A 19,310-nucleotide genomic window follows, 5' to 3' on the forward strand; every position below is an offset into this window, starting at 1 on the left:
ATTCAAGAAATTTGTTATTTTGTATGAAAAATTACGTAAAATTGGGGCGAAAATTATCGTTTTTGACGTAAAAAGAGCTGAAAATCATTTTTTTTTTGAAAAAAAATGGATTTTATTTTGTTTGAAAACTAGGGCGAGTCGTCGCTAATGTTGTAAAAATTTGCCGCTCCGTTGGGCTTTTTCTATCTTTGGGTGCATGGAATTCAAGCGCTTTGAAGCTCTGATCGAGATGTTTCCGCAGGTGCAGATTTTCAGCACCGAGGGCGAAGATCTCGACCGAGTCATTACTCATTTCTTAAATCAACGTGAAAATGTCTCCACGATGTCGGAGGCTATGCAACGTAAAATCCAGCAGGCGTTGGCCCCGTTCTTCCAGCAGCGTTTTATCAGCTTGCACGATGCGGAAGCTCCGCTGGTGCGCAACCTGCTTCTGGACAAGAAGTTCTTTTTGCAGACGGACCGCTACATTGACGATATGGCGTGGCCGCTGACTGACCCAGAAAAGCTTGGCGAAGCTTTGAACATTGCTGACCTTGCCGAAGGGATTCTTGACCGCAAGCTGTTGAGCCTTTCGAACGGCGAACTGCGCCGAGTACTCTTGGCCCGCATGTGGATGGAAAAGCCGGAATGGGTTTATTTCAACGACTTGTTTGGCGGACTCGACCCGGAGTACCGTGCGCATTTGGCGGGCTGCGTGGCTGACCTTGCAAAACGTCCGGGCTTGAAAGTCGTGGTGCGCCTCGCTCGCGAAGATGAACTGCTTCCGGAAATCCCGGCGTTCGTTTATGCTGACAAGACGTTCTCGCAGTATGAAGGTGAACTCCCGAAAGCCGCTGCAACCCCGAAGTTCAAAAAAGCAGAACTCAAGGATTATGAAATCGTTGATTTGAGACGAGAGAACGGCTCTGGCGAGCCTACAGACGAAAGACGAGAGAGTTGTGACTCCGCTCATCTCTCGTCTGATTCAGAAATTCTCTTTGACCTTAAGCACGTGAACGTCCGCTTTGGCGATACGGACGTGTTGAAGGACCTTAACTGGACGGTTCGCAAGGGTGAACATTGGGCGGTGATGGGCGAAAACGGTGCCGGCAAGAGTACGCTCCTCGGCATGCTTACCGCTGACCATCCGCAGATTTACAACAACGACATTACGCTCCTAGGTGAACGTCCGGGGCATGGCCTCAACATTTGGGACCACAAGGCAAAACTCGGATTCTTCTCGCCGGAAATGGCACTCCAGTACCGCGAAGACTTGAGCCTTCTGGATGTGCTTTGCACAGGATTCACACCGAACCTTTGCCGCGCTGAAAACATCACGTGGGAAGAAAAGGCTAAGGCTCGCGAATGGCTTACGTACTTGGGCTTTGAAGATACGTCGATTTCTATTCGCAAGATTTCGCCGATTGACAAGCGCCTGGTGCTGATGGCCCGTGCTGCAATTCGCCCGCCGAAAGTCCTTTTGCTCGACGAACCGACGCAAGGTCTCAAGGGCGAGTATCGCGAAAAGCTGTTCCACCTGTTGCAACTGCTTTCGACGGAGACGACGATTATCATGGTCAGCCATTACGAAGAAGAATGGCCGCCTTGCATGACGCATCTCCTCCGCATGCCAAAATTCTCGCTGAATTAGACGAACGCAAAAAGGTCCCGAAATGAACTTCTTATTCGTTGCTCTTGGCGGTGCTCTCGGTAGCGTACTTCGCTACTTCCTTTCGCTTGTGATCCCGAAGGTCGCCGGGTTCCCGTGGCCGACCTTTGTCGCAAACGTCCTGGGCTGCCTATGCATCGGAATTTTTTCGGGACTCTTCCTCAAGTGCGACTCCCTCTCGCCGAACCTCAAGCTCTTTTTGGTGACGGGCTTTTGCGGAGGCTTTACGACGTTCAGCACTTTTGCGAGTGAAAACCTGGCGCTTTTGCAAAGCGGAAAATTCGGGATGTTCATAGCCTACGCACTCGCCAGTTTTGTACTTGGTGTTGCCGCCTGTTTTGCCGGACTTTACCTCATGGGTTACAATCGGTGAAACTAATGACTATTGACTAGTGACTAATAACCAATTGTCAATCACTTTGTTAAAAAAAGTAAATGTGCATACGCTTCGATAACTTTTGATGTATTTTCTTTTAATACTGACTTATGTTGGTTGTAAAAAGGAAAACAAGTTATATCTATCAGGAGTTAATAATGGCAAAAGCAGCAAAAAAAGTTTTGCTTCTGTGTGGCGATTTTACCGAAGATTACGAAACGATGGTCCCGTTCCAGTCGATGTCCATGTTGGGTTACCAGGTGGATGCCGTGTGCCCTGACAAGAAGGCGGGCGAAACGGTTGCTACTGCAATCCATGATTTCTTGGGCGAGCAGACTTACGCAGAATCCCGTGGGCACAACTTTACCCTCACGGCAGACTTTGATGCTGCGCAGGTAAAGGATTACGAAGGCTTGTTCATTACGGGTGGCCGCGCTCCGGAATACATTCGCTTGAACGAACGCGTACTCAAAATCGTGAAGGAATTTTTCAAGGCTAAAAAGCCGGTGGCCGCCATTTGCCATGGTCCGCAGGTCCTTGCTGCAGCCGGCGTCTTGAAAGGCTATAAGGCTACGGCTTACCCAGCCGTTGGCCCGGATATCACTCTTGCTGGTGGTAAGTATGTGGCTGTGAACGTAGACGAAGCTGTGGTGGACCGCAACTTGGTTACGGCTCCGGCATGGCCTGGCGATACGGCTATTGTCCGTGAGTTCGTGAAACTCATGGGCGCAAAAATCAAGATTTAATATTTGCACAATTTTGCATTTTTAAGTCTCTTAAAAAAATAGCTCTCTTCAAAAAGACATATACTTCGGTATATGTCTTTTTTTCTTTCTGGACCTTTTAATGGGGTGAAAAATCTAGCTGTAAAAAGTCCTGGATCTTTTGCGTTGCCCAGGATTGATGGACTGCGATTTGTTAAATTAAAACAAAAACTTTTTTTACCCCATACCTCAAAGCGAGCTTGCTAGCGACCCCATAGTCCAAAGGCTCGTAGAGCCGAGCTGTAAAAATGCAATTGAATGAGCAAAATATTTTAAGTGCCTTGCGCGCGGTCCAGGATCCGGACTTGCACAAGAATATTGTAGAACTAAACTTTGTTCAAAACCTAAAAATTGAAGGCACGAAGGTTTCCTTTGATTTGCGCCTCACGACTCCGGCATGCCCGATTCGCGACCGCTTCAAGGACCAGTGCATCACCATCGTGAAAAGCCTGGGTGCCACCGAAGTCGAAGTGACGCTTACTTCTTCGCAGGGCCGCGTGGGCGAAGACAATTCTGCTGCAAAGGCTCCGCAGAACTCGCACATTGGCGAAGTGGCACATGTGGTTGCTGTGGCTAGTGGAAAGGGCGGTGTCGGTAAATCGACTGTGACGGCGAACCTCGCTATGGCGCTCAGCCTTTCTGGCGCTCGCGTGGGTATTCTCGATGCTGACATTTACGGCCCCTCTATGGGCCTCATGTTCGGGATCGACAAGGCTCCTGAAGTTTTCGAAGACAATACGATTGCGCCTGTCGAGGCGAAAGGCGGCATCAGCATCGTCTCGATGTGCATGTTCGCAGACTCCGACAAGGCGACCATCTGGCGTGGACCGATGGTTTCGCAGATGATCCAACATTTCATCCATCATGTGCGCTGGGGCAAGCTCGACTACCTCCTCGTGGACTTTCCTCCAGGAACGGGCGACATCCAGCTTACGCTCACGCAGAATTGCCCGATGGCAGGTGCGGTCGTCGTGACGACTCCGCAGCAGGTGGCTCTCGCCGACTGCCAGAAGGGAATAGCCATGTTCGATAACGTGGGCGTCCCGGTGATTGGCATTGTCGAGAACATGAGCTACTTCATTTGCGATGAGTGCGGCAAGCACCACAACATTTTCCCTGCCGGTGGCGGTCAGAAGATTGCCGAAAAGTGGGGTGTGCCGCTTATCGGTAAGGTCCCGATGGAACCTGCTGTTGCAGATTGCGGTGACAGTGGCACTCCGGCCGTGCTCCGCTACCCGAACTCCGAATCGGCGAAGGTCTTTATGGATGCCGCCGAAAAGATGGTCCGTACGCTTTCTGTGTTTGAATCTGAAGGCGATGGAGTCCTCAAAAACTTCAATTACGATTTCGAACAGCTGCCCGTGGAGGAAGTATGATCCAGCCAAAGAAAGTATTCAGGACAAAAGAGGGCAAGCTCGGTTTTGAATGGAATGATGGCAGTCGAGGCGCCTGCGATGCCCGTACGCTCCGTTTAGCTTGTCCGTGCGCACTTTGTGTGGACGAACATACAGGCGAAAAACTCCTCGATGAATCGACTGTTCCCTTGGATGTAAAGCTTGAACACATCCAGTCGATTGGTCGTTATGCCGTGGGGCTTTCTTTTAGCGATGGCCATCGTTCGGGAATTTACCCATACGATAAACTTAAGGAATTGACGAAATCCGCATAATAAACCATATTTGAAAGAGTCTAAGACAGTTTGTCCAAGGCAAAAGGTGTTGTTTTATGAGTGATTTTAACGAAGCTCTTTATTTTCGTGACTTGAATAGGTATCCTACGCTGACTCCGCAGGAGGAATCGGCGCTGTTGAAAATTATCAAGAACGGTGAAACCGAAGAAATTCGAAAGTCTGCCTTGCAGCGCCTTATCCGTGGCAACTTGCGATTTGTGGTGAGTGTCGCCCGCAAGTACCAGGGTCGTGGTCTTTCGCTTTTGGACCTCATCAATGAAGGTAACCTCGGTCTTTTCAAGGCGGCTAAGCGCTTTGACATGGACAAGGACGTGAAGTTCATCAGCTATGCCGTGTGGTGGATCCGTCAGTCTATCCAGAAGGCTTTGTTCGAACAGGTGGGCGCAGTCCGCATTCCGCCTAACAAGCTTGCCCTGGTGAACCGTTTCAAGCGCGCCTTGATGCAGAACGGCGGTGACTACGACAAGACCATCTCGATGGAAGAATTTGCCCCGTACGAACGCGATATTGTTGAAGTCATGGAAAAGATTGTCGATATCTCGCTCGACGCTCCGATTGGCGATGATGCCGGTGTCTCGAGCGCTGATTCTGTGAGTACGCTTATGGACGTGCTCGGCAGCGATGGCAACCAGGACGAGGACATGGAACGCGAAGAGCGCAAGAAGCTCATCCAGGAAACGCTTTCGTCACTCCCGCAGCGCGAAGAAGAAATCCTCCGCATGTTCTACGGCCTCGATACGGTCGAAGATACGACGCTCAAGGACATCGGCGAAGACCTCAAACTCAGCCGTGAACGCGTCCGCCAGATCAAGAACAAGACTTTGCGTCGCTTGCAGAAGAGCAAGGAACATAAAGAAAAACTGGCCGACTTCCTGGAAATCTAATTGGAACTCTAATGTCGAATCCTTCATCTGCGCCTCGTACTGCTGCGTACCTCTTTCTGATTTTTTTCTTTGGGGCGCTGCTTGCGTATGGCGGATTCAAGCTTTATAACAAATACGGACCGTCCAAGACGGTCGTAGGGGAGATACCGTTCGGGCTTGAGGCGGGCACTTCTGTGCTGAATGGCGATGCTCCGAATTTCAAGGCCGATGTCGAAAGCCTCCCGGTGCAGGCGCAGGCCGAATTCCGCCGTGCAGGTGAACTCTCGCGCAGCGGGGCGACCAAGGCCGCTTACGAAATCTACGATGCGCTTGTGCTCCTTTACCCGAATGTAGATGCTGCAGTCTGGGGCGAAGTCAATACTTTATTCCATATGGACTCCGTGTCGGAGTCGATGCGTGACCGCGCTGAACTCTTGATTGGGCGCCTCATGGCGCGTTACCCGAATACGGGCATCAGCTTTTACCTGGACAGCCGCAAGTCGCTCCTTGCGGGGAACTTGACGGTTGCCGTTGAACTGGCGAAGATGGCAAGCACACGTGCTCCTTCCATTTACGAGATTAGACTTTGGTATGCGGAACTCCTGCACAAAAATTCCAATTTGCGGGACGCCGCAAACGAATGCCGTGCGGCGATTAGCCTTTCTGCGGGTGACTCGCAGCGCGCGTTTGAACTCTTGGCGAAAGTCTACCATGACGACGGAATTCTGGACAGTGCGGCACTCGTCGTCGATTACGCCTTGACGCAGTTCCCGCTTTCTTCGGAACTGATGCTTTTGCGCGGCTACCTTGCTGAATACAATGGCAAGTTTGATGTGGCCGAAAAAACGTACCAGCGCATTCTTGCGTTCCGCCCGGATTACGAAAAGGCTCGTCGCGCGATGGCGACTATTGGCGAAAAGACAGCTCCTGGCAAGAACGGCCATTATGCAGGCTCCTCTCGTGACCGCGCTCAGGTGGCATGCGACATCCTTGCTCCGCTGGTCGAACGTTATCCTGAAAACTTGCCGCTCCGTGAAGCCATGGGCATTGCCTATACCAAGGCCCACATGTTTGACATGGCCCGCCGCGAGTTCAACTACATCCTCAAGAACGACCCGGATTACCCGGACATCAAGTCTCGCCTGAATGAACTCGAACAAGTGCGCAAGGCTGCCATCGAGGAATACAACAACGGTCTTACGGCAAACCTGAACCGCGCTGTGGATAGCCTCCGCGAATCCATGATGCCCGAACGGAAACACGACTTCTCGACAAAGTTGGGACATTACCTTGTTCGCTACGGTGCTTCTTCGCAGGAGTTCTTTAAAAAGTATTCCGCCTCCAATTTTAAACAAGTGAAACGCTTTGTCTGGCAGGAATCCTTCTATGAAAATCCCTACCATCACACCTATACGGTCGTCTTTGATTCATTGAACCGCTTTAAGGAAGTCCATGTGGTCGTTTTTGATTCCGCTTCTAATTCGAACCATCTTGGTGTGGCGCCTGAGATCTTTACGCGACTTCTCAAGCAAAATTCCAGAATTTCTGGCATTAGCAACAATACTGGCGAAACGGACTGTGGTGATGGCGTTGTCATGGATGCTGCTGTCTGGGAGACCCGCGATAACTTCGAAATCCTGGCCCGAATCGTCGGAAAGCCTGCCGAAGTGCGCATGGTTCGCCTCGATCGCAATAGATTGCCCCCGTCAGGCATGAAACTTTGCGATTATCTGCCGCTTCTTATGGAATTTTAGCTCGCAAATATCTATTTTATAGCTATATGTTCCGTGGTCGTTTTTTAGCTTTAATCTTGTTTGCTGCATTGTTGGATGGTTGCACGTGCTGTGCCTATTTGAATCACATGTTCAATGCAGAACGGCTCTATGACGAAGCGACCGAATTGCGGACTGCGCGTCTGGACAGCGTTCCTGACGAGACCCAGTCTTATCCCGGAAGCGAGGAATCGCAAAAGTACGAAAAGGTGATTGAAAAAGGCTCCCGTGTACTGGAACGTTTCCCCAAAAACAAGAAGCGCACTGCTGAAGCCGTCTTCCTCATCGCCGAGTCTTACAGGCACAAGGCCGACTGGCCGAAGGCCATTACCAAGTACGACGAATACGAACGCTACTTTGCCGATAACGATTCCATGCGTGCTGTAGAATATCAGCGTGCTTACTGCCTCTACCGCAACCAGGAATTCAATATCAGCCGATTTGCGCTGGAACCAGTCGTTGCTGACAAAAACCACCCTTATTATTTCCAGGGTCTCAATCTTCTCTCGCTTTTGGACGAAAAGTCCGAAGCCCCGGAACAGGCTATTGCTGCCCTTGAAGCCGTGCTTGCCGATACGAGCGGAACCCCGTACATGAAGGGCAAGGCGCATTTCCGCTTGGCCGGGCTTTACTACAAGATGGAAAACTGGGACAAGGCCCACTTGCACTATAATGCCAAGGAAATCGAAAATCTGAACGATCGCGAACGCCAGACGGCGGGCGAGCAGTCGGCGGAATGCCTTGTGAATATGAAGGAATATCTCAAGGCGGCAGATGAATTCAAGAAACTTTATAAAACAGAAGCTTACGAAAGACAGCGTCCGCTTTATTTAGTGCGCATTGGTGAAACGACGCTTTTGGCCGGTCGCAACGCCGATGCTTACGTGATTTTCAATAAGGTCAATTCGGAATACCCAAAGACGGAACATTCGTCCCGTAGCTATTTCAACATGGGTGATTACGAACAGTCCAAGACCTTGAATTACGAATTGGCCATGTCTTATTACGACAGCAGCTATATCGCACGGGCAATCAGTGATTATGGTCAAAAGTCCCGTGATCGCCGTAATGCCTTGAAACGCCTTGTCTCGATGCGTGAAAAGAACAATGAGATTCTCCAAAACAAGGATTCGATTCCTGACATGAAATCGTTCTTCAGCAATGAATTCATGATTGCGGAATTGTTCTTGCTCAAGCTTTCCGAAGCGGACAGCGCTGTTACTAGGCTCACAAACGTGATCGAGAAGTCCGATGATACGGCAAGCGTCATGCGCGCATCGTATGCGAGGGCTTTTATCTATGATGAGTTCTTGCACGATCCCGACACGGCTGAAGACCTTTACAAGGAAATCGTCGAGAAGTTCCCGAATACGGAATACGCGAAGCAGGCGCAGGCGAATCTTGGCATGCGTGTCACGATGAAAACTCGTGAAGACGAAGCCCGTGACCGTTACATGGTTGCAGAAAGCCTGTGGACTGTGGCATCTGAAATACCGGTAAGCAAGATGGATCAAGTGGATTCCGCTTACGCGACGGCCTTTAACGCTTTTGATGGCGTTTATAAGGACTACCCGCAGACGCAGTCGGGTATTCAGGCTCTTTACATGAAGGCCATTTATTTCCAGATGACGCCGGAACGCATTGATAGTGCCGTTGCCATTTACCGTAATTTACGTGATAATCATGGCCAGACGACCTGGGGAAAACGTGCCGCCTATGTCCTGAACACGCGCCTGACAACATCGGACGATGATATTGCAAGACTCCGCAAGCGTACTGCGCAGAATATTGAAAATATCGATAAAAAATCGGCCAAGTATTATGAGGAGCTGAAGGCGAAGCCTGAAGAAAAGAAGGCCGACATCATCAGCAAGGAAGACGAAATTCTCGAAAATACGTACAACAGCATGTACGACTTTGAGTAGGTCTATGGATTCCCGACTTGTTTTTGCGGTTCTCCTTTGTGTCCTGGTGGCTTTTTCGGGTTGCTCTGGATCGACTCACCGCAAGGGATACACCCGTGTAACTAGCGCTTCCCGTGTTCAGAAAAAAGCGCAAATTGGTTATACGTTTTCGGGAGATGCAAGTTATTACGGTAAGGGGTTTGATGGCAAGAAAACTGCGAGCGGTGAAATTTTTGACCGCAATGCAATGACTTGTGCGCATCGGTCACTTCCATTCGGAACGAAACTCAAGGTTGTTCGCGTAAAGACGGGAGCTTCTGTTGTTGTGCGCGTGAATGATCGTGGACCATATGCGAAAAGGCGTGTACTCGATTTAAGCGAAGCTGCGGGCAAAGTGCTTGGACTTGATAAAGCTGGCCATGCTCAGGTCACTGCGACTGTGATAGAATAGTTGTTGCGAGTGTAAATGCCGCGACTTGTCATGCCTGCCGCTGAGCAGGCATCTCCTTTTATCGTGTCATCTTGAGTGTGGTTCGACAAGCTCACCAACCTTATTAAGGTCCCTGAGCAAACGAAGTGCGTCGAAGGGCGAAGTATTCAGTCAATTTTTTTTATTAAATATGAAAATGTCAGCTTCTGACATCTTGTGATTCTATATTAGTGCACGTAAAGACACTAAACGCCAAAAGGTGAGTATATGAATCGCAAAGTAGTTAAAGTGAATAAGCATGTAGTCGAAATTCCGGAACAGACTCCGTGGGATTCCGGCTTTTCCATTTTCAAACGCCGCATTGGGGAACTGATGCAGTTGAGCGGTAACGACGATTCCGTTATTGATGATGACGACTTGATCCCGTATTACCGCATGGGCGAAAGCGAAACATTTGTGCTCTCCGCCCTCGGCTGCTCCATGTGCTAAAAACGCGGCAGTGCCGCGCGAATTTTAGCGTCATTCCCGCAGGAGCCTGTCATGCCGGACTTCGTTCCGGCATCGCCTTACACAGTTCTACTTCGCTTTGTAACTCACGAAGCGGACGTTGTTGCAAAAATCTTTGTGGATTCCCGTGAATTCCAGCCACGGATACTTCTCGGCTTCGGCCTTGAGCATTTCGCCTTGTTCCGACCCGATTTCGAGCAAAATAGAAGCTCCCGGCTTGAGCTTGCCTTCGGTCTGCTGTAAAAGCTTGCGGACAAGGTCAAGGCCGTCTGCACCGCCAAACAATGCGAGGGCCGGGTCGTACTTTGCGACTTCGGGCTGGAGCTTGTCCTTTTCGCTGTCGGGAATGTAGGGGAGGTTTGCAATTAGGCAATCGATTTTGGGTAAGGTCGCTGAGTCTGCCGAAGCGCCGGCGACATTTGCGATAACGTCTGCGGTCACTGCGTTCAGCAAGTCGCCCTGTGCAAAGGTCAAAGTGCTTGTCGGGGATGCCGCGCTTGCCGAAGCGTCTGCTGCGGAATTCGCGCTTTGTTCGCTAGAATTGCCCGCAAGGCCGTTTGCTTCTGCATTTGTTCGTGCAAGGGCGAGCGCGTCTTCGGAAACGTCTGTCGCCAAAATCTTGGCGCCTGCAATTTCTTTAGCACAAGCGATCGAAATGGCGCCTGTGCCAGTGCCGATTTCGACGATGAACGGCTTTTCGATGCCCTTGAGGCAGTCTGATGCCATGTCCACGAGCGATTCCGTTTCTGGGCGCGGGATAAGCGCACGGCGGTCGCACTTGATAATGAACCCGCGGAAGCTTGTGTCGCCGATGATGTGCTGCAGCGGCTCACTCGTTGCACGACGTGCAACCATCGTGCGAAGCACGTCCAGCTCCGCTGGCGTGAGCGGCTTTTCGAAGTTCAGGTACAAGTCCATGCGGTTCTTCATCTTGAGACCGTAGCTGATGATGTACTCGGCATCGAGACGTGCATCAGGAATGCCCTTCTTTTCAAAGAAGACCTTGGTACGGTTCAAAATTTCAAGAACGGTCATCTGCGGCTGTGGCATGGAACTTTCCTTATGGACGTGGCTTTGTCATTCCCGGCTTGACCGGGAATCTCCCTTACTTAAGCGTTGAACTTTCCGAGCTTTTCCTGGGCGTTTGCCATCTGGAGACCGTTGATGATTTCATCAAGATCGCCTGTGACAACCTTGTCCAGGTTGTAAACGGTGAGGCCAATGCGGTGGTCCGTCACGCGGTTCTGCGGATAGTTGTAAGTGCGGATCTTGGCAGAACGGTCACCAGTACCCACGAGGGCCTTGCGGTTTGCCGCTTCTTCCTTTTCCTTCTTGGCGATGACTGCGTCAAGAATCTTGGAACGCAACATTTCCATAGCGTGGAGTCTGTTCTGCAACTGGCTACGTTCAGTCTGGCAGCTCACCACCACACCCGTCGGGATATGCGTCAAACGCACGGCGGAGTCCGTCTTGTTGATGTACTGACCGCCAGCACCCGAAGAACGGTAGGTGTCCATGTGGATGTCTGCTTCGCGGATTTCCACGTCCACTTCTTCAGCTTCCGGGAGGATTGCGACTGTAGCTGCAGACGTATGCACGCGGCCCTGCGTTTCCGTTTCCGGCACGCGCTGCACTCGGTGAACGCCACTTTCGAACTTGAGCGTTCCATAGACACTGTCGCCTTCGATGAACACGCGGATTTCCTTGTAACCGCCTACGGTACCTTCGCTCAAGTCCTGGATGGTCATCTTCCAGCCCATCTTGTCGCAGTAGCCGCGATACATGCGGAACAGGTCGCCTGCGAAAAGTGCGGATTCGTCGCCACCCGTACCGCCGCGAATTTCGAGCGTTGCGTTACGGTAGTCCCACGGATCCTTCGGCACCATCAAAATCTGGAGTTCGTCTGTCACTTCGGGGAGCTTCTTTTCGATCTCCGAAATTTCGGCCTTGGCCATTGCGACCATTTCCGGGTCGGAATCGCCGAGAGCGATCTTGTATTCTTCAAGATCGTCCATCATCTGCAGGTATTCCTTGGCCTTCAAGACGGCCTTTTCGATACCCTTGTACTGCTTGTGAATCTTGTTGTAACGAGCCTGGTCACCGAGAACATCCGGATTGCCGAGTTCCGATTCCAGTTCTTCGTATTTTTCAATGAGTTTTTTAGCTTTATCTTTCATCGTGCCCAAATTTAGTAAATGGCGTCGTCCCTATTCATTACGGTTCCTTAATTACGGGGTCGAAGCGCTAGACTTTCACCATTTTTTTGTGAAGTACTCGTCATAGCCGATTTCCCCGCATCTCAGGGAATCCTTGCGTGAGTATGTTATGGTCACGTGTGGATTTTCCGAAAGCTCCCCGCAGTACGCGAACAGGAAGCCGACATGCATATCGAACGGTCTTGCCTCGTAACTACAGTTGTCGGATACATCTGCAATAGAGATGGTGTCTTTTGATATTTTTGTAAGGACGTGTACGGCTGGTGATGTGTCCTTGATATTCAGCACGTATAGCGGGCAGCCATTAATTTCGTGTAATGTACCCATTGCTTTTGCCGTTGCCGGGAACAGGTTGCTTAAGTTGTTATAATCTTCTTGTGTGGCCGCCTTGTGTAATCCGACTGTTCTTAACGATGCAATTTCAGGGCTTTCGAAACAGGTGCTATTTGTCGCGTCGCAGGAAACAAAAGTCTTGTTGTATGCAATAACATTCTGGTCGAAAGCGATTTCGGTGATGTTGTATTTTAGGAGGTAGCCGTTAAGGGTGCGGCTGGGAGATATGTCCGGATTGCCAATGGGGCCACCGCCTGGACCTCCATCGGTCGAATTACTTGAAGATGACGGGGGCGTAGTCGGATTGTCAGAGCTACTCCTTTCGGAAGAAGAATAACGTGATGTCGAAGACTGTGCTTTTGAGCTGCTAGAAGACTTGGTTGTTTCTGGAGGTGTCGTGATTTCTTCAGACGAGGAGGATCCTTCATCCAGTGGCGGACGATTTGCGCTCTGGTTTGGTTCTTCTGCGGTTCCTGCGATTCTGTCTGAACAGGCAAACGAGCAAAGTACAGCGAGTGCCGCTGCATTTGTTGTCAAAAATTTTTTGAATAGCTTAGTCATTTCCGTTCTCCCTTGCCTTTCTTGTGAGTGGGAATAACTGTAAATTTAGTCTATAAACTTGATCGATGTTCTTGTCGCCTGCGGCAATGCTCACGATTTTGCGGCGGCATTCGTCGAGTTCCTTGACGATTTGTTCGTAAGAGTCCTTGGAGATGCCCATGGTGATGCCGCTGAAGTTTCGTTCGGTGCGGGCAAGATCCAGTGAATTGGCGGCGATTTTCGCCATTTCGCGGTGCATTTCGCGGATGGCGAGCTTGGTTGCCTCGGGGGAACCTTTAATGGAGGTTTCCGTCTGGATGTACGTGTTTTCGCCGTTTTTTTTGAGAAATCCCGCTTTTGTCAGGAAATCGAGAGTTTGCTTAATTTCGGTGGCCGATACATCTGTGTAGCACATTTTGGCAAGCTCTCCCGGGGTGGCGCCTGGCATGAGCGGGGCGAGTTCCCGCAGGACAGGGTTTCTCCAGCTTTCGTAGAATTCAAATAAGTCACCCTCGATAATCCGGACCTTGTGAATTTTTGCAATGGAAAGCATTTCTTCGTAGGCGGCTTTCTTTTTTGTCTCGTCCGTTTCTTGGCCGAAGTTGACCATGGCCCTGAAGTAATCCATTTCAAAGCCGACTAACCCCATTGCCTGCCCGGTGCGTTCTATGCCGATGCGGCTCAGGTTGCTTTTCCCGTCGCAGACGACTTTCATGTACGAAGACGATGAAAAACCGGCGGCTTTGGAGAATTCGCGCCAAGAAAATACATGGCGAAGTTTGCGTTCTTCGTAGAAGTCGCGCATGTATTTCCGAAAGTCAGAGTACTCGATTATGGATTTCATTTGAAGATAAATATAAATTGAAAAGGAATAAAAATTGTTTTTATGCAACGTTTTATTGTAAAATTGTCTAAAAATGTGATTTTTGTACTATATGCTACGGTTTTTCTTACATATATGCAACAACTTGTAAAGTTTTAGATACAAAAAGATTATTAAAGGGATATTTCCTTCTATTTTGCGGTAAAAAAATTATCTTCTTCTTTATGAGTGTATATGGTTTTTATGCTGAGGTCAATATTGGGTGTGCATTGATTTTGATGCTCCTCCTTTATAGCATTAGGAGTTTGCCGACTCCTCAGCTTAAATATTCCCTTTTCAAGAACTTGGTGCGATGGCACATTGTCTATTTTTTGAGCGATGCCTTATGGTCTCTTGTTAGCGATGGCATTTTACTGAAGAACATATATATGGTTTTGCTGGTAAATTACCTCAATTCCATTCTTTTGCCGATCGTGGCCTATAGCTGTTTTGTGTTTTCTGAAATCACGACGCGGACTGAAATGACGCGTGAGCAAATAGAGTGGTTCCAGACGAAACTGCGAATCCCGATTTTGATTGAAATGATTCTTCTGCCGATTTCTTATTGGCTGTATCCTGGTTTTTGGCTAGATGAAAATTTGGAGCCACGAGGCTTGTATTATTTTGTACTTCTTATAATCCCTGCGTCCTATTTTATCATGGCGACGGTTCGTGGCGTTTTGCGGGGATTTGCTTTAAAGGATCGGCAGAACTTGAGAACGTACCTGGTCGTTGCCTGCTATACTCCTGGTGTTGTCATTGCGGGTGTCGCCCAGCTCTTTTTCTCCATGACTACGCCTATTTTCTGTTTCTGGTGTACGTTTATTATTTTATTTGTGTACTTGCATTTGCAGAATCAGCTGATTTCGACGGATTCTCTGACGATGCTCAACAACCGCAACCGCCTGAACCACTTTTTGCACCAGCAACGTGAAGTGAAGAATACTTACGTATTCATGGTGGATGTGGATCATTTCAAGCAGATTAACGATACGTGTGGACATTCCGTTGGTGACAAGGCCCTTGTCCTGGTGGCGCAAGCTCTGAAGAAATCGTGCGAGCATTTAAATGGATCGGTGTTTCTTTGCCGCTATGGCGGTGATGAGTTTTTGCTATTGGCTCCGACAGAAAAGCCAAGCGCCGTGGTCGAACAGATTAGGGAATGCTTGCGCGATGAAGTTGTGAAATGGGGAGTCTCGTGCTCTTTCGCTATCGCCGTTAGCGTTGGCTATGCCTTGTGGAATGGATCTCCTGATACCTTTAAAGACTGCTTGGTCGAAGCCGACAAGAAAATGTACGAAGACAAACGATTGGCTTAGCGGCTCGCTCGCCTCAGTAACTAGTCACTTCAAACTAGTTACTTGTTTTACCCTTCTAATTTATTCTTCAGGTAATGCTTTGATGTGTATGCAAAGTACATGATGTCGGCGATGACTAGTGCTATGCCGCAGACGAAGAATACCTGCTGGTGCATGCCGAAGTGATTTGCCATGGCGCCTCCCACAAGAATTCCTGTACCGATGCCGATGTCCCAGCCGCTGAGGTATGTGCTGTTTGCAGTCCCGCGCTGATCGTGGCGGGCGAGGTTCACGCACATGGTCTGGTAGCCAGGGAAGATAAGCCCGAGGCTTGTGCCGATGAGAAATGCGGATGTGAAGAACGCTATAGGACCGTGGCTAAAGGCAAGAAGAAAATAGGCGACAACATTCAAGGTCATGCCGGTGCCGACAAGGTGTATCAGGTAGCCTCGGTCAATCAGGCGGCCCGTCATGATGCGGTTCATGATAAGCCCTGTGGCAATAAGTGCGTAAAACCAGCCTGAACCGCCGATGCCGAGCTCTTTTGCGTAAATGGCGATGTAGTTCGTGACCGGGCCGTACGCGAATCCGACAAAGATGAAGTTTGCAAATTGCGGAACGGCGCGCGTGAGAAAGAAGCGGTCGAGCGAAAGTGGGGCGCAGATTTTCTTTTCGCGGGGCTTTACCTTGAGCGTCTGCACGAGCACAAGCCCGATAATGCAGAGGGCTATGGAAATCGCAAAAACGATTGTGTCGCCGAACGCTTCGTAAAGAAACATCCCGGTCATAGGGCCGGTGGCAAAGGCCAAGTTGACGCTGATCCCGAAATAACCGATGCCTTCGCCTCGGCGACTTGCGGGCAGTGCATCAATAGCCACCGTATTGCTTGCGGTACTGGAAATCCCGAAGAACAGCCCGTGGGCAAAGCGCACGACGGCAAGGATCGGCAACAGTCCGACAATCTTGTAGCCTACAAAACAGAGCGAAAATGCGAAAAATGTCCAAAAGTATAGCGGCTTTCGGCTGAATGTATCGACGAGGAATCCTGCGAACGGGCGGCAGGCAAGTGCGCCGATCGTGTAAAGCGAAATGATGAATCCGGCGGTCGCGTTGTCCGTCTGGAACTTGTCGAGAATGAACAACGGCAGAATCGGCAGCAGCTGGTAAAAACTAAAGAACAGCAGAAAATTGGCCGCAGCGACCGTGATGAACGTACGGCTCCAAAGTGTATTGTTTGTTGTATCGTTTCTTAATTCCATGGGAGTAGTAAAAAAATAGTATATTTAACTCTATGAAATATATGGAGTTAACAGCTTTTCTGCTCTTTTTTTGTATGATGGGCGTTGTATCTTGTACGGAGCCGAATCATTATTCGGATGTTTGTTCGGTGCCGAATGATTATTCAGATATTTTTAGAATGACGCCTGCGGATGTTGAAAGTGGAATCATCGAGGGGATGCTCCACGTAAAATCGACTGGGAAGAAGACACTGGTCGGTACAAATGATGTTTCCGCTAAAGCCCTAGAACGCCCGCAGATGAAGGTTGAATTTACCTATGATTTCGATTTGGGGCGCCATGAAGTCATTTGTAATGATTTTAATGAAATGATGAAGAATGTTTCGGGCTTGAAAGTCGATTGCCCTGAAGATTCGGTTCCTGCTGCTAATGTGACATTTTATGATGCCGTTCTATATGCAAATGCGATGAGCAAAAAGCATGGGGCTGACACGGCTTATGAGTATTCCTCGAAAGAACTCGATGCTGAAAAGCACTGTGTGAAAATGAAAAATTTTAAGTTCAATCCTAAAGTGGATGGCTTTAGGTTGCCAACGGAGGCTGAATGGGTCTTTGTGGCATCTGCAGCATGGTCGCCAAAAAATAGCTGGAATGCCTATAATTCTGATAATAAAGTCCATAAAGTCTGTTCGTTGATTGACAATGCGACTTTCTGTGATATGGCAGGAAACATGCTGGAACTTGTAAATGACTGGTATGGATCATTTAAAGATACTACAGTTGCCAATTTTGTAGGTTCGATGGACGGGGATGCTCTTGGTTCCTGCGTGGTAAAAGGCGGCAGCTATTATAGCGCTCCGACATCGGTGAATTTGTACAATAGGGGAGATACTTATCCAATTTTATCTTCAACTAGAGGGGATTATATAGGATTTCGTCTTGCTTATGGTTCTATTCCAGAAGCGACTTGGTTCCTGTATAACGGAAATACGGTCACTGTTCCTGTAGTCCCTCAGATAGAATCTTCTGAAATAAAAAAGCTCACAAATTCATATCAGGCGAAACTCGTCTTTCGGAATGATGAAACGGGTGGACTCGTTTATGTGAATTTTGCAAAAAATATGGGCATGTATCTGATCGAAGACACTGTAAATGTGTACCATCCTGAAATTTCTCCAGATGGAAAGCGTGTTGCGTTTTGCACGTCAATAGAAGGCTCTGAAAGGGAATCTGTTGTTTATGTTCGTGATTTGAATGAGTCTGGAAGCAATTTGGTTATGTTGCCCGATGAACATGCGGCTATTCCGAGATGGCGTGTTAATCCTAATGGCGATACCGTCATTGTCTATGTGTCTTCTGCGGGGAATAATAAGGGTGAACAGTTTATGCAGAAGAGCACATGGCAAGTCAAGTTTGCAAATGGAAAATTTGGTGTACCAGAGAAACTTTTTGATGGCGCGTATCATGGAGGTGTTTCAAAGGACAACCTCTTTGCTGTTTCTTCATCGCCGCTGTTGCGGGCCAGACTCTCAGACGGGAAAAAACGTGATGATGTGATTTGGTATAATGGCGAACAGGCCTGTAATGCATCGCTTGCAAAAGATGGTACAAACCGTACGTTGTTCCTTGACTTTGGAGGCTCGGCCGGTCGAGAATTTGTTGGAAGTGGTTATGGCGTTCATGAAAGATTACTTGTTGTCGATAGTACAGGACAAATTATTCAAACTGTAGTGGCGCCTGCTGGATATACGTTCGACCATACGGAATGGGTTGGAGGACTGTTGAAGGATTCGGCAAGTAATTTAGTTGTAGCGACGCTCACCGATGCTAATGGCTCACACCATAAGGTGGCCCTAGTCAATTTGGACAATGGTGATGTCGTGCCGCTTGCTGAAGGCGAGGAATTGTGGCACCCTAGTTTGTGGATCTGGCAGAATAGCCCGAATGTTCCCAAGCCTGTTGTCGATTTTGACAGTGCCGGTCTTTATTTTGACAGCGATAATGAAGAAGTGATTGGAGCCTCTACTGGATTTATATCTGAGGAAATGGGGATCAAGATGCAGTCGTTTTGGAAAAATCATGACAAGGCGAGTGTTTTTACTTTTGGAAGTTCCATGATGCTGAATGCGGTTATCGAGGATTCGATAAAGTCCTATAAAACCGTGAATATGGGTATATCTTTGACGGATATTCATTTGCATGATTATTTGATTAGGCACTATGTCCTGCCGTATGCGCCTCACGTCAAGTATCTCGTCGTAGAATTGTCTCCTGGATTTTTTTATAGGCATATTTCGTTTTTATCTGGTCCTGTCCTTTCGACTTCACCGGGTATTGTATATGATAGTAAGCATCTGTTGCCTGAAACGAAAAATGAAATTGCAGAGTTGAGTCAGTATCAGCAATTCCCGAAGGTCTTGCTAGGACAGCAGTATATTGAGGGAACTTTCCTCCTGCCATCTCTGAATTGGGGATTTCCGAATGTATTGGCGGATACCACGGGAATGGTATTTGACGATCCGTCTTTGCAGAACAACTTAAATATTCTAAAGGCGTTAAAGAAAACCGCCGATTCTTGCGGTGTAAAACTTATTGCTGCCATTCCGCCACGCAATCCAAAGTTTAAGGATACGAAAGCTTTTGACCCGTATGGCCCGAGTTGGGACGTGGCGCACCAGATTATCGATGCGGTTAAGGATATGGGCATCGTTATTTTTGATGAATACAAAGATGGCCACCACGACTATACCGACGCGATGGCCTTTAATTCTAGCCATGTGAGCTATCTTGGAGCGGCTCAGTTTTCGGCGCGTTTAGATGCCTTGCTGAAATCGCTGGAATAAGTCGCTAGTTGTTAGTCATTAGTCGA

17 protein-coding genes are annotated in these 19,310 nt (G+C 48.9%); 12 read left to right on the top strand and 5 right to left on the bottom strand.

The window, feature by feature from the left end; all coding sequences use genetic code 11:
- Positions 1-196: 196 nt before the first annotated feature.
- From B7990_RS10025 to B7990_RS10070, 10 genes are all read left to right on the top strand, one after another.
- Entirely contained in the window at positions 197-1,630 is a 1,434-nt protein-coding gene (locus B7990_RS10025) for an ATP-binding cassette domain-containing protein (protein WP_088640828.1), read from the top strand.
- 22 nt (positions 1,631-1,652) lie between these two features.
- Complete coding sequence (gene crcB / locus B7990_RS10030) at positions 1,653-2,021, top strand: fluoride efflux transporter CrcB (RefSeq protein ID WP_088640829.1); 369 nt, start codon at positions 1,653-1,655, stop codon at positions 2,019-2,021.
- A gap of 161 nt (positions 2,022-2,182) precedes the next feature.
- Positions 2,183-2,770 (top strand): DJ-1/PfpI family protein, encoded by a 588-nt coding sequence (locus B7990_RS10035; RefSeq protein WP_088640830.1) that lies wholly within the window; start codon positions 2,183-2,185, stop codon positions 2,768-2,770.
- 266 nt (positions 2,771-3,036) lie between these two features.
- Entirely contained in the window at positions 3,037-4,164 is a 1,128-nt protein-coding gene (locus B7990_RS10040; RefSeq protein WP_088640831.1) for an Mrp/NBP35 family ATP-binding protein, read from the top strand.
- Complete coding sequence (locus B7990_RS10045) at positions 4,161-4,457, top strand: DUF971 domain-containing protein (RefSeq protein ID WP_088640832.1); 297 nt, start codon at positions 4,161-4,163, stop codon at positions 4,455-4,457. The genes B7990_RS10040 and B7990_RS10045 overlap by 4 nt, the downstream gene beginning before the upstream one ends.
- Positions 4,458-4,513: 56 nt before the next feature.
- A complete protein-coding gene (locus B7990_RS10050; protein WP_072830344.1) occupies positions 4,514-5,362 on the top strand; it encodes an RNA polymerase sigma factor RpoD/SigA in 849 nt (282 codons plus the stop codon).
- An 11-nt stretch (positions 5,363-5,373) separates the two neighbouring features.
- On the top strand, positions 5,374-7,095 hold the full coding sequence (locus B7990_RS10055) for a tetratricopeptide repeat protein (RefSeq protein ID WP_088640833.1): 1,722 nt from the start codon (positions 5,374-5,376) through the stop codon (positions 7,093-7,095).
- Positions 7,096-7,151: 56 nt separating this feature from the next.
- Entirely contained in the window at positions 7,152-9,038 is a 1,887-nt protein-coding gene (locus B7990_RS10060; RefSeq protein ID WP_254917468.1) for an outer membrane protein assembly factor BamD, read from the top strand.
- Positions 9,039-9,042: 4 nt separating this feature from the next.
- Positions 9,043-9,468, top strand: a complete 426-nt coding sequence (locus B7990_RS10065; protein ID WP_088640835.1) for a septal ring lytic transglycosylase RlpA family protein — start codon at positions 9,043-9,045, stop codon at positions 9,466-9,468.
- Positions 9,469-9,714: 246 nt separating this feature from the next.
- Positions 9,715-9,936, top strand: coding sequence for a hypothetical protein (locus B7990_RS10070; protein ID WP_088640836.1), 222 nt, complete (start codon positions 9,715-9,717; stop codon positions 9,934-9,936).
- Between the two features lie 87 nt (positions 9,937-10,023).
- On the opposite strand, the gene prmC is transcribed toward B7990_RS10070, so the two are convergent.
- From prmC to B7990_RS10090, 4 genes are all read right to left on the bottom strand, one after another.
- On the bottom strand, positions 10,024-11,004 hold the full coding sequence (gene prmC / locus B7990_RS10075) for a peptide chain release factor N(5)-glutamine methyltransferase (protein WP_088640837.1): 981 nt from the start codon (positions 11,002-11,004) through the stop codon (positions 10,024-10,026).
- A gap of 59 nt (positions 11,005-11,063) precedes the next feature.
- A complete protein-coding gene (gene prfA, locus B7990_RS10080) occupies positions 11,064-12,131 on the bottom strand; it encodes a peptide chain release factor 1 (protein WP_088640838.1) in 1,068 nt (355 codons plus the stop codon).
- Between the two features lie 75 nt (positions 12,132-12,206).
- On the bottom strand, positions 12,207-13,064 hold the full coding sequence (locus B7990_RS10085) for a hypothetical protein (RefSeq protein ID WP_088640839.1): 858 nt from the start codon (positions 13,062-13,064) through the stop codon (positions 12,207-12,209).
- Positions 13,057-13,887, bottom strand: coding sequence for a TIGR02147 family protein (locus B7990_RS10090; RefSeq protein ID WP_088640840.1), 831 nt, complete (start codon positions 13,885-13,887; stop codon positions 13,057-13,059). Before B7990_RS10090 ends, B7990_RS10085 begins: the two co-directional genes overlap by 8 nt.
- A 284-nt stretch (positions 13,888-14,171) precedes the next feature.
- Here B7990_RS10090 and B7990_RS15115 point away from each other — a divergent pair, with 284 nt between their 5' ends.
- Complete coding sequence (locus B7990_RS15115; RefSeq protein WP_254917469.1) at positions 14,172-15,224, top strand: GGDEF domain-containing protein; 1,053 nt, start codon at positions 14,172-14,174, stop codon at positions 15,222-15,224.
- A gap of 47 nt (positions 15,225-15,271) precedes the next feature.
- On the opposite strand, the gene B7990_RS10105 is transcribed toward B7990_RS15115, so the two are convergent.
- Positions 15,272-16,462 carry an MFS transporter gene (locus B7990_RS10105; RefSeq protein ID WP_088640841.1) on the bottom strand — a complete coding sequence of 397 codons (1,191 nt, stop codon included), beginning with the start codon at positions 16,460-16,462 and terminating at the stop codon, positions 15,272-15,274.
- Positions 16,463-16,503: 41 nt separating this feature from the next.
- On the opposite strand from B7990_RS10105, the gene B7990_RS10110 reads away from it, so the two are divergent.
- Positions 16,504-19,284 carry a TIGR02171 family protein gene (locus B7990_RS10110; protein WP_254917470.1) on the top strand — a complete coding sequence of 927 codons (2,781 nt, stop codon included), beginning with the start codon at positions 16,504-16,506 and terminating at the stop codon, positions 19,282-19,284.
- Positions 19,285-19,310: the final 26 nt, after the last annotated feature.

The sequence above is a fragment of the Fibrobacter sp. UWB4 genome (assembly GCF_002210345.1).
Classification (GTDB): domain Bacteria; phylum Fibrobacterota; class Fibrobacteria; order Fibrobacterales; family Fibrobacteraceae; genus Fibrobacter.

What these genes read in the sequence shown, in the direction of transcription:
- crcB (WP_088640829.1), top strand. Translation starts at nt 1,653, where the DNA reads ATGAACTTCTTATTCGTTGCTCTTGGCGGTGCTCTCGGTAGCGTACTT.
- B7990_RS10045 (WP_088640832.1), top strand. Translation starts at nt 4,161, where the DNA reads ATGATCCAGCCAAAGAAAGTATTCAGGACAAAAGAGGGCAAGCTCGGT.
- prfA (WP_088640838.1), bottom strand. Translation starts at nt 12,131, where the DNA reads ATGAAAGATAAAGCTAAAAAACTCATTGAAAAATACGAAGAACTGGAA.
- B7990_RS10070 (WP_088640836.1), top strand. Translation starts at nt 9,715, where the DNA reads ATGAATCGCAAAGTAGTTAAAGTGAATAAGCATGTAGTCGAAATTCCG.
- B7990_RS10025 (WP_088640828.1), top strand. Translation starts at nt 197, where the DNA reads ATGGAATTCAAGCGCTTTGAAGCTCTGATCGAGATGTTTCCGCAGGTG.
- B7990_RS10055 (WP_088640833.1), top strand. Translation starts at nt 5,374, where the DNA reads ATGTCGAATCCTTCATCTGCGCCTCGTACTGCTGCGTACCTCTTTCTG.
- B7990_RS10035 (WP_088640830.1), top strand. Translation starts at nt 2,183, where the DNA reads ATGGCAAAAGCAGCAAAAAAAGTTTTGCTTCTGTGTGGCGATTTTACC.
- B7990_RS10040 (WP_088640831.1), top strand. Translation starts at nt 3,037, where the DNA reads ATGCAATTGAATGAGCAAAATATTTTAAGTGCCTTGCGCGCGGTCCAG.
- B7990_RS10065 (WP_088640835.1), top strand. Translation starts at nt 9,043, where the DNA reads ATGGATTCCCGACTTGTTTTTGCGGTTCTCCTTTGTGTCCTGGTGGCT.
- B7990_RS10050 (WP_072830344.1), top strand. Translation starts at nt 4,514, where the DNA reads ATGAGTGATTTTAACGAAGCTCTTTATTTTCGTGACTTGAATAGGTAT.
- B7990_RS10090 (WP_088640840.1), bottom strand. Translation starts at nt 13,887, where the DNA reads ATGAAATCCATAATCGAGTACTCTGACTTTCGGAAATACATGCGCGAC.
- B7990_RS10110 (WP_254917470.1), top strand. Translation starts at nt 16,504, where the DNA reads ATGGAGTTAACAGCTTTTCTGCTCTTTTTTTGTATGATGGGCGTTGTA.
- B7990_RS10105 (WP_088640841.1), bottom strand. Translation starts at nt 16,462, where the DNA reads ATGGAATTAAGAAACGATACAACAAACAATACACTTTGGAGCCGTACG.
- prmC (WP_088640837.1), bottom strand. Translation starts at nt 11,004, where the DNA reads ATGCCACAGCCGCAGATGACCGTTCTTGAAATTTTGAACCGTACCAAG.
- B7990_RS10085 (WP_088640839.1), bottom strand. Translation starts at nt 13,064, where the DNA reads ATGACTAAGCTATTCAAAAAATTTTTGACAACAAATGCAGCGGCACTC.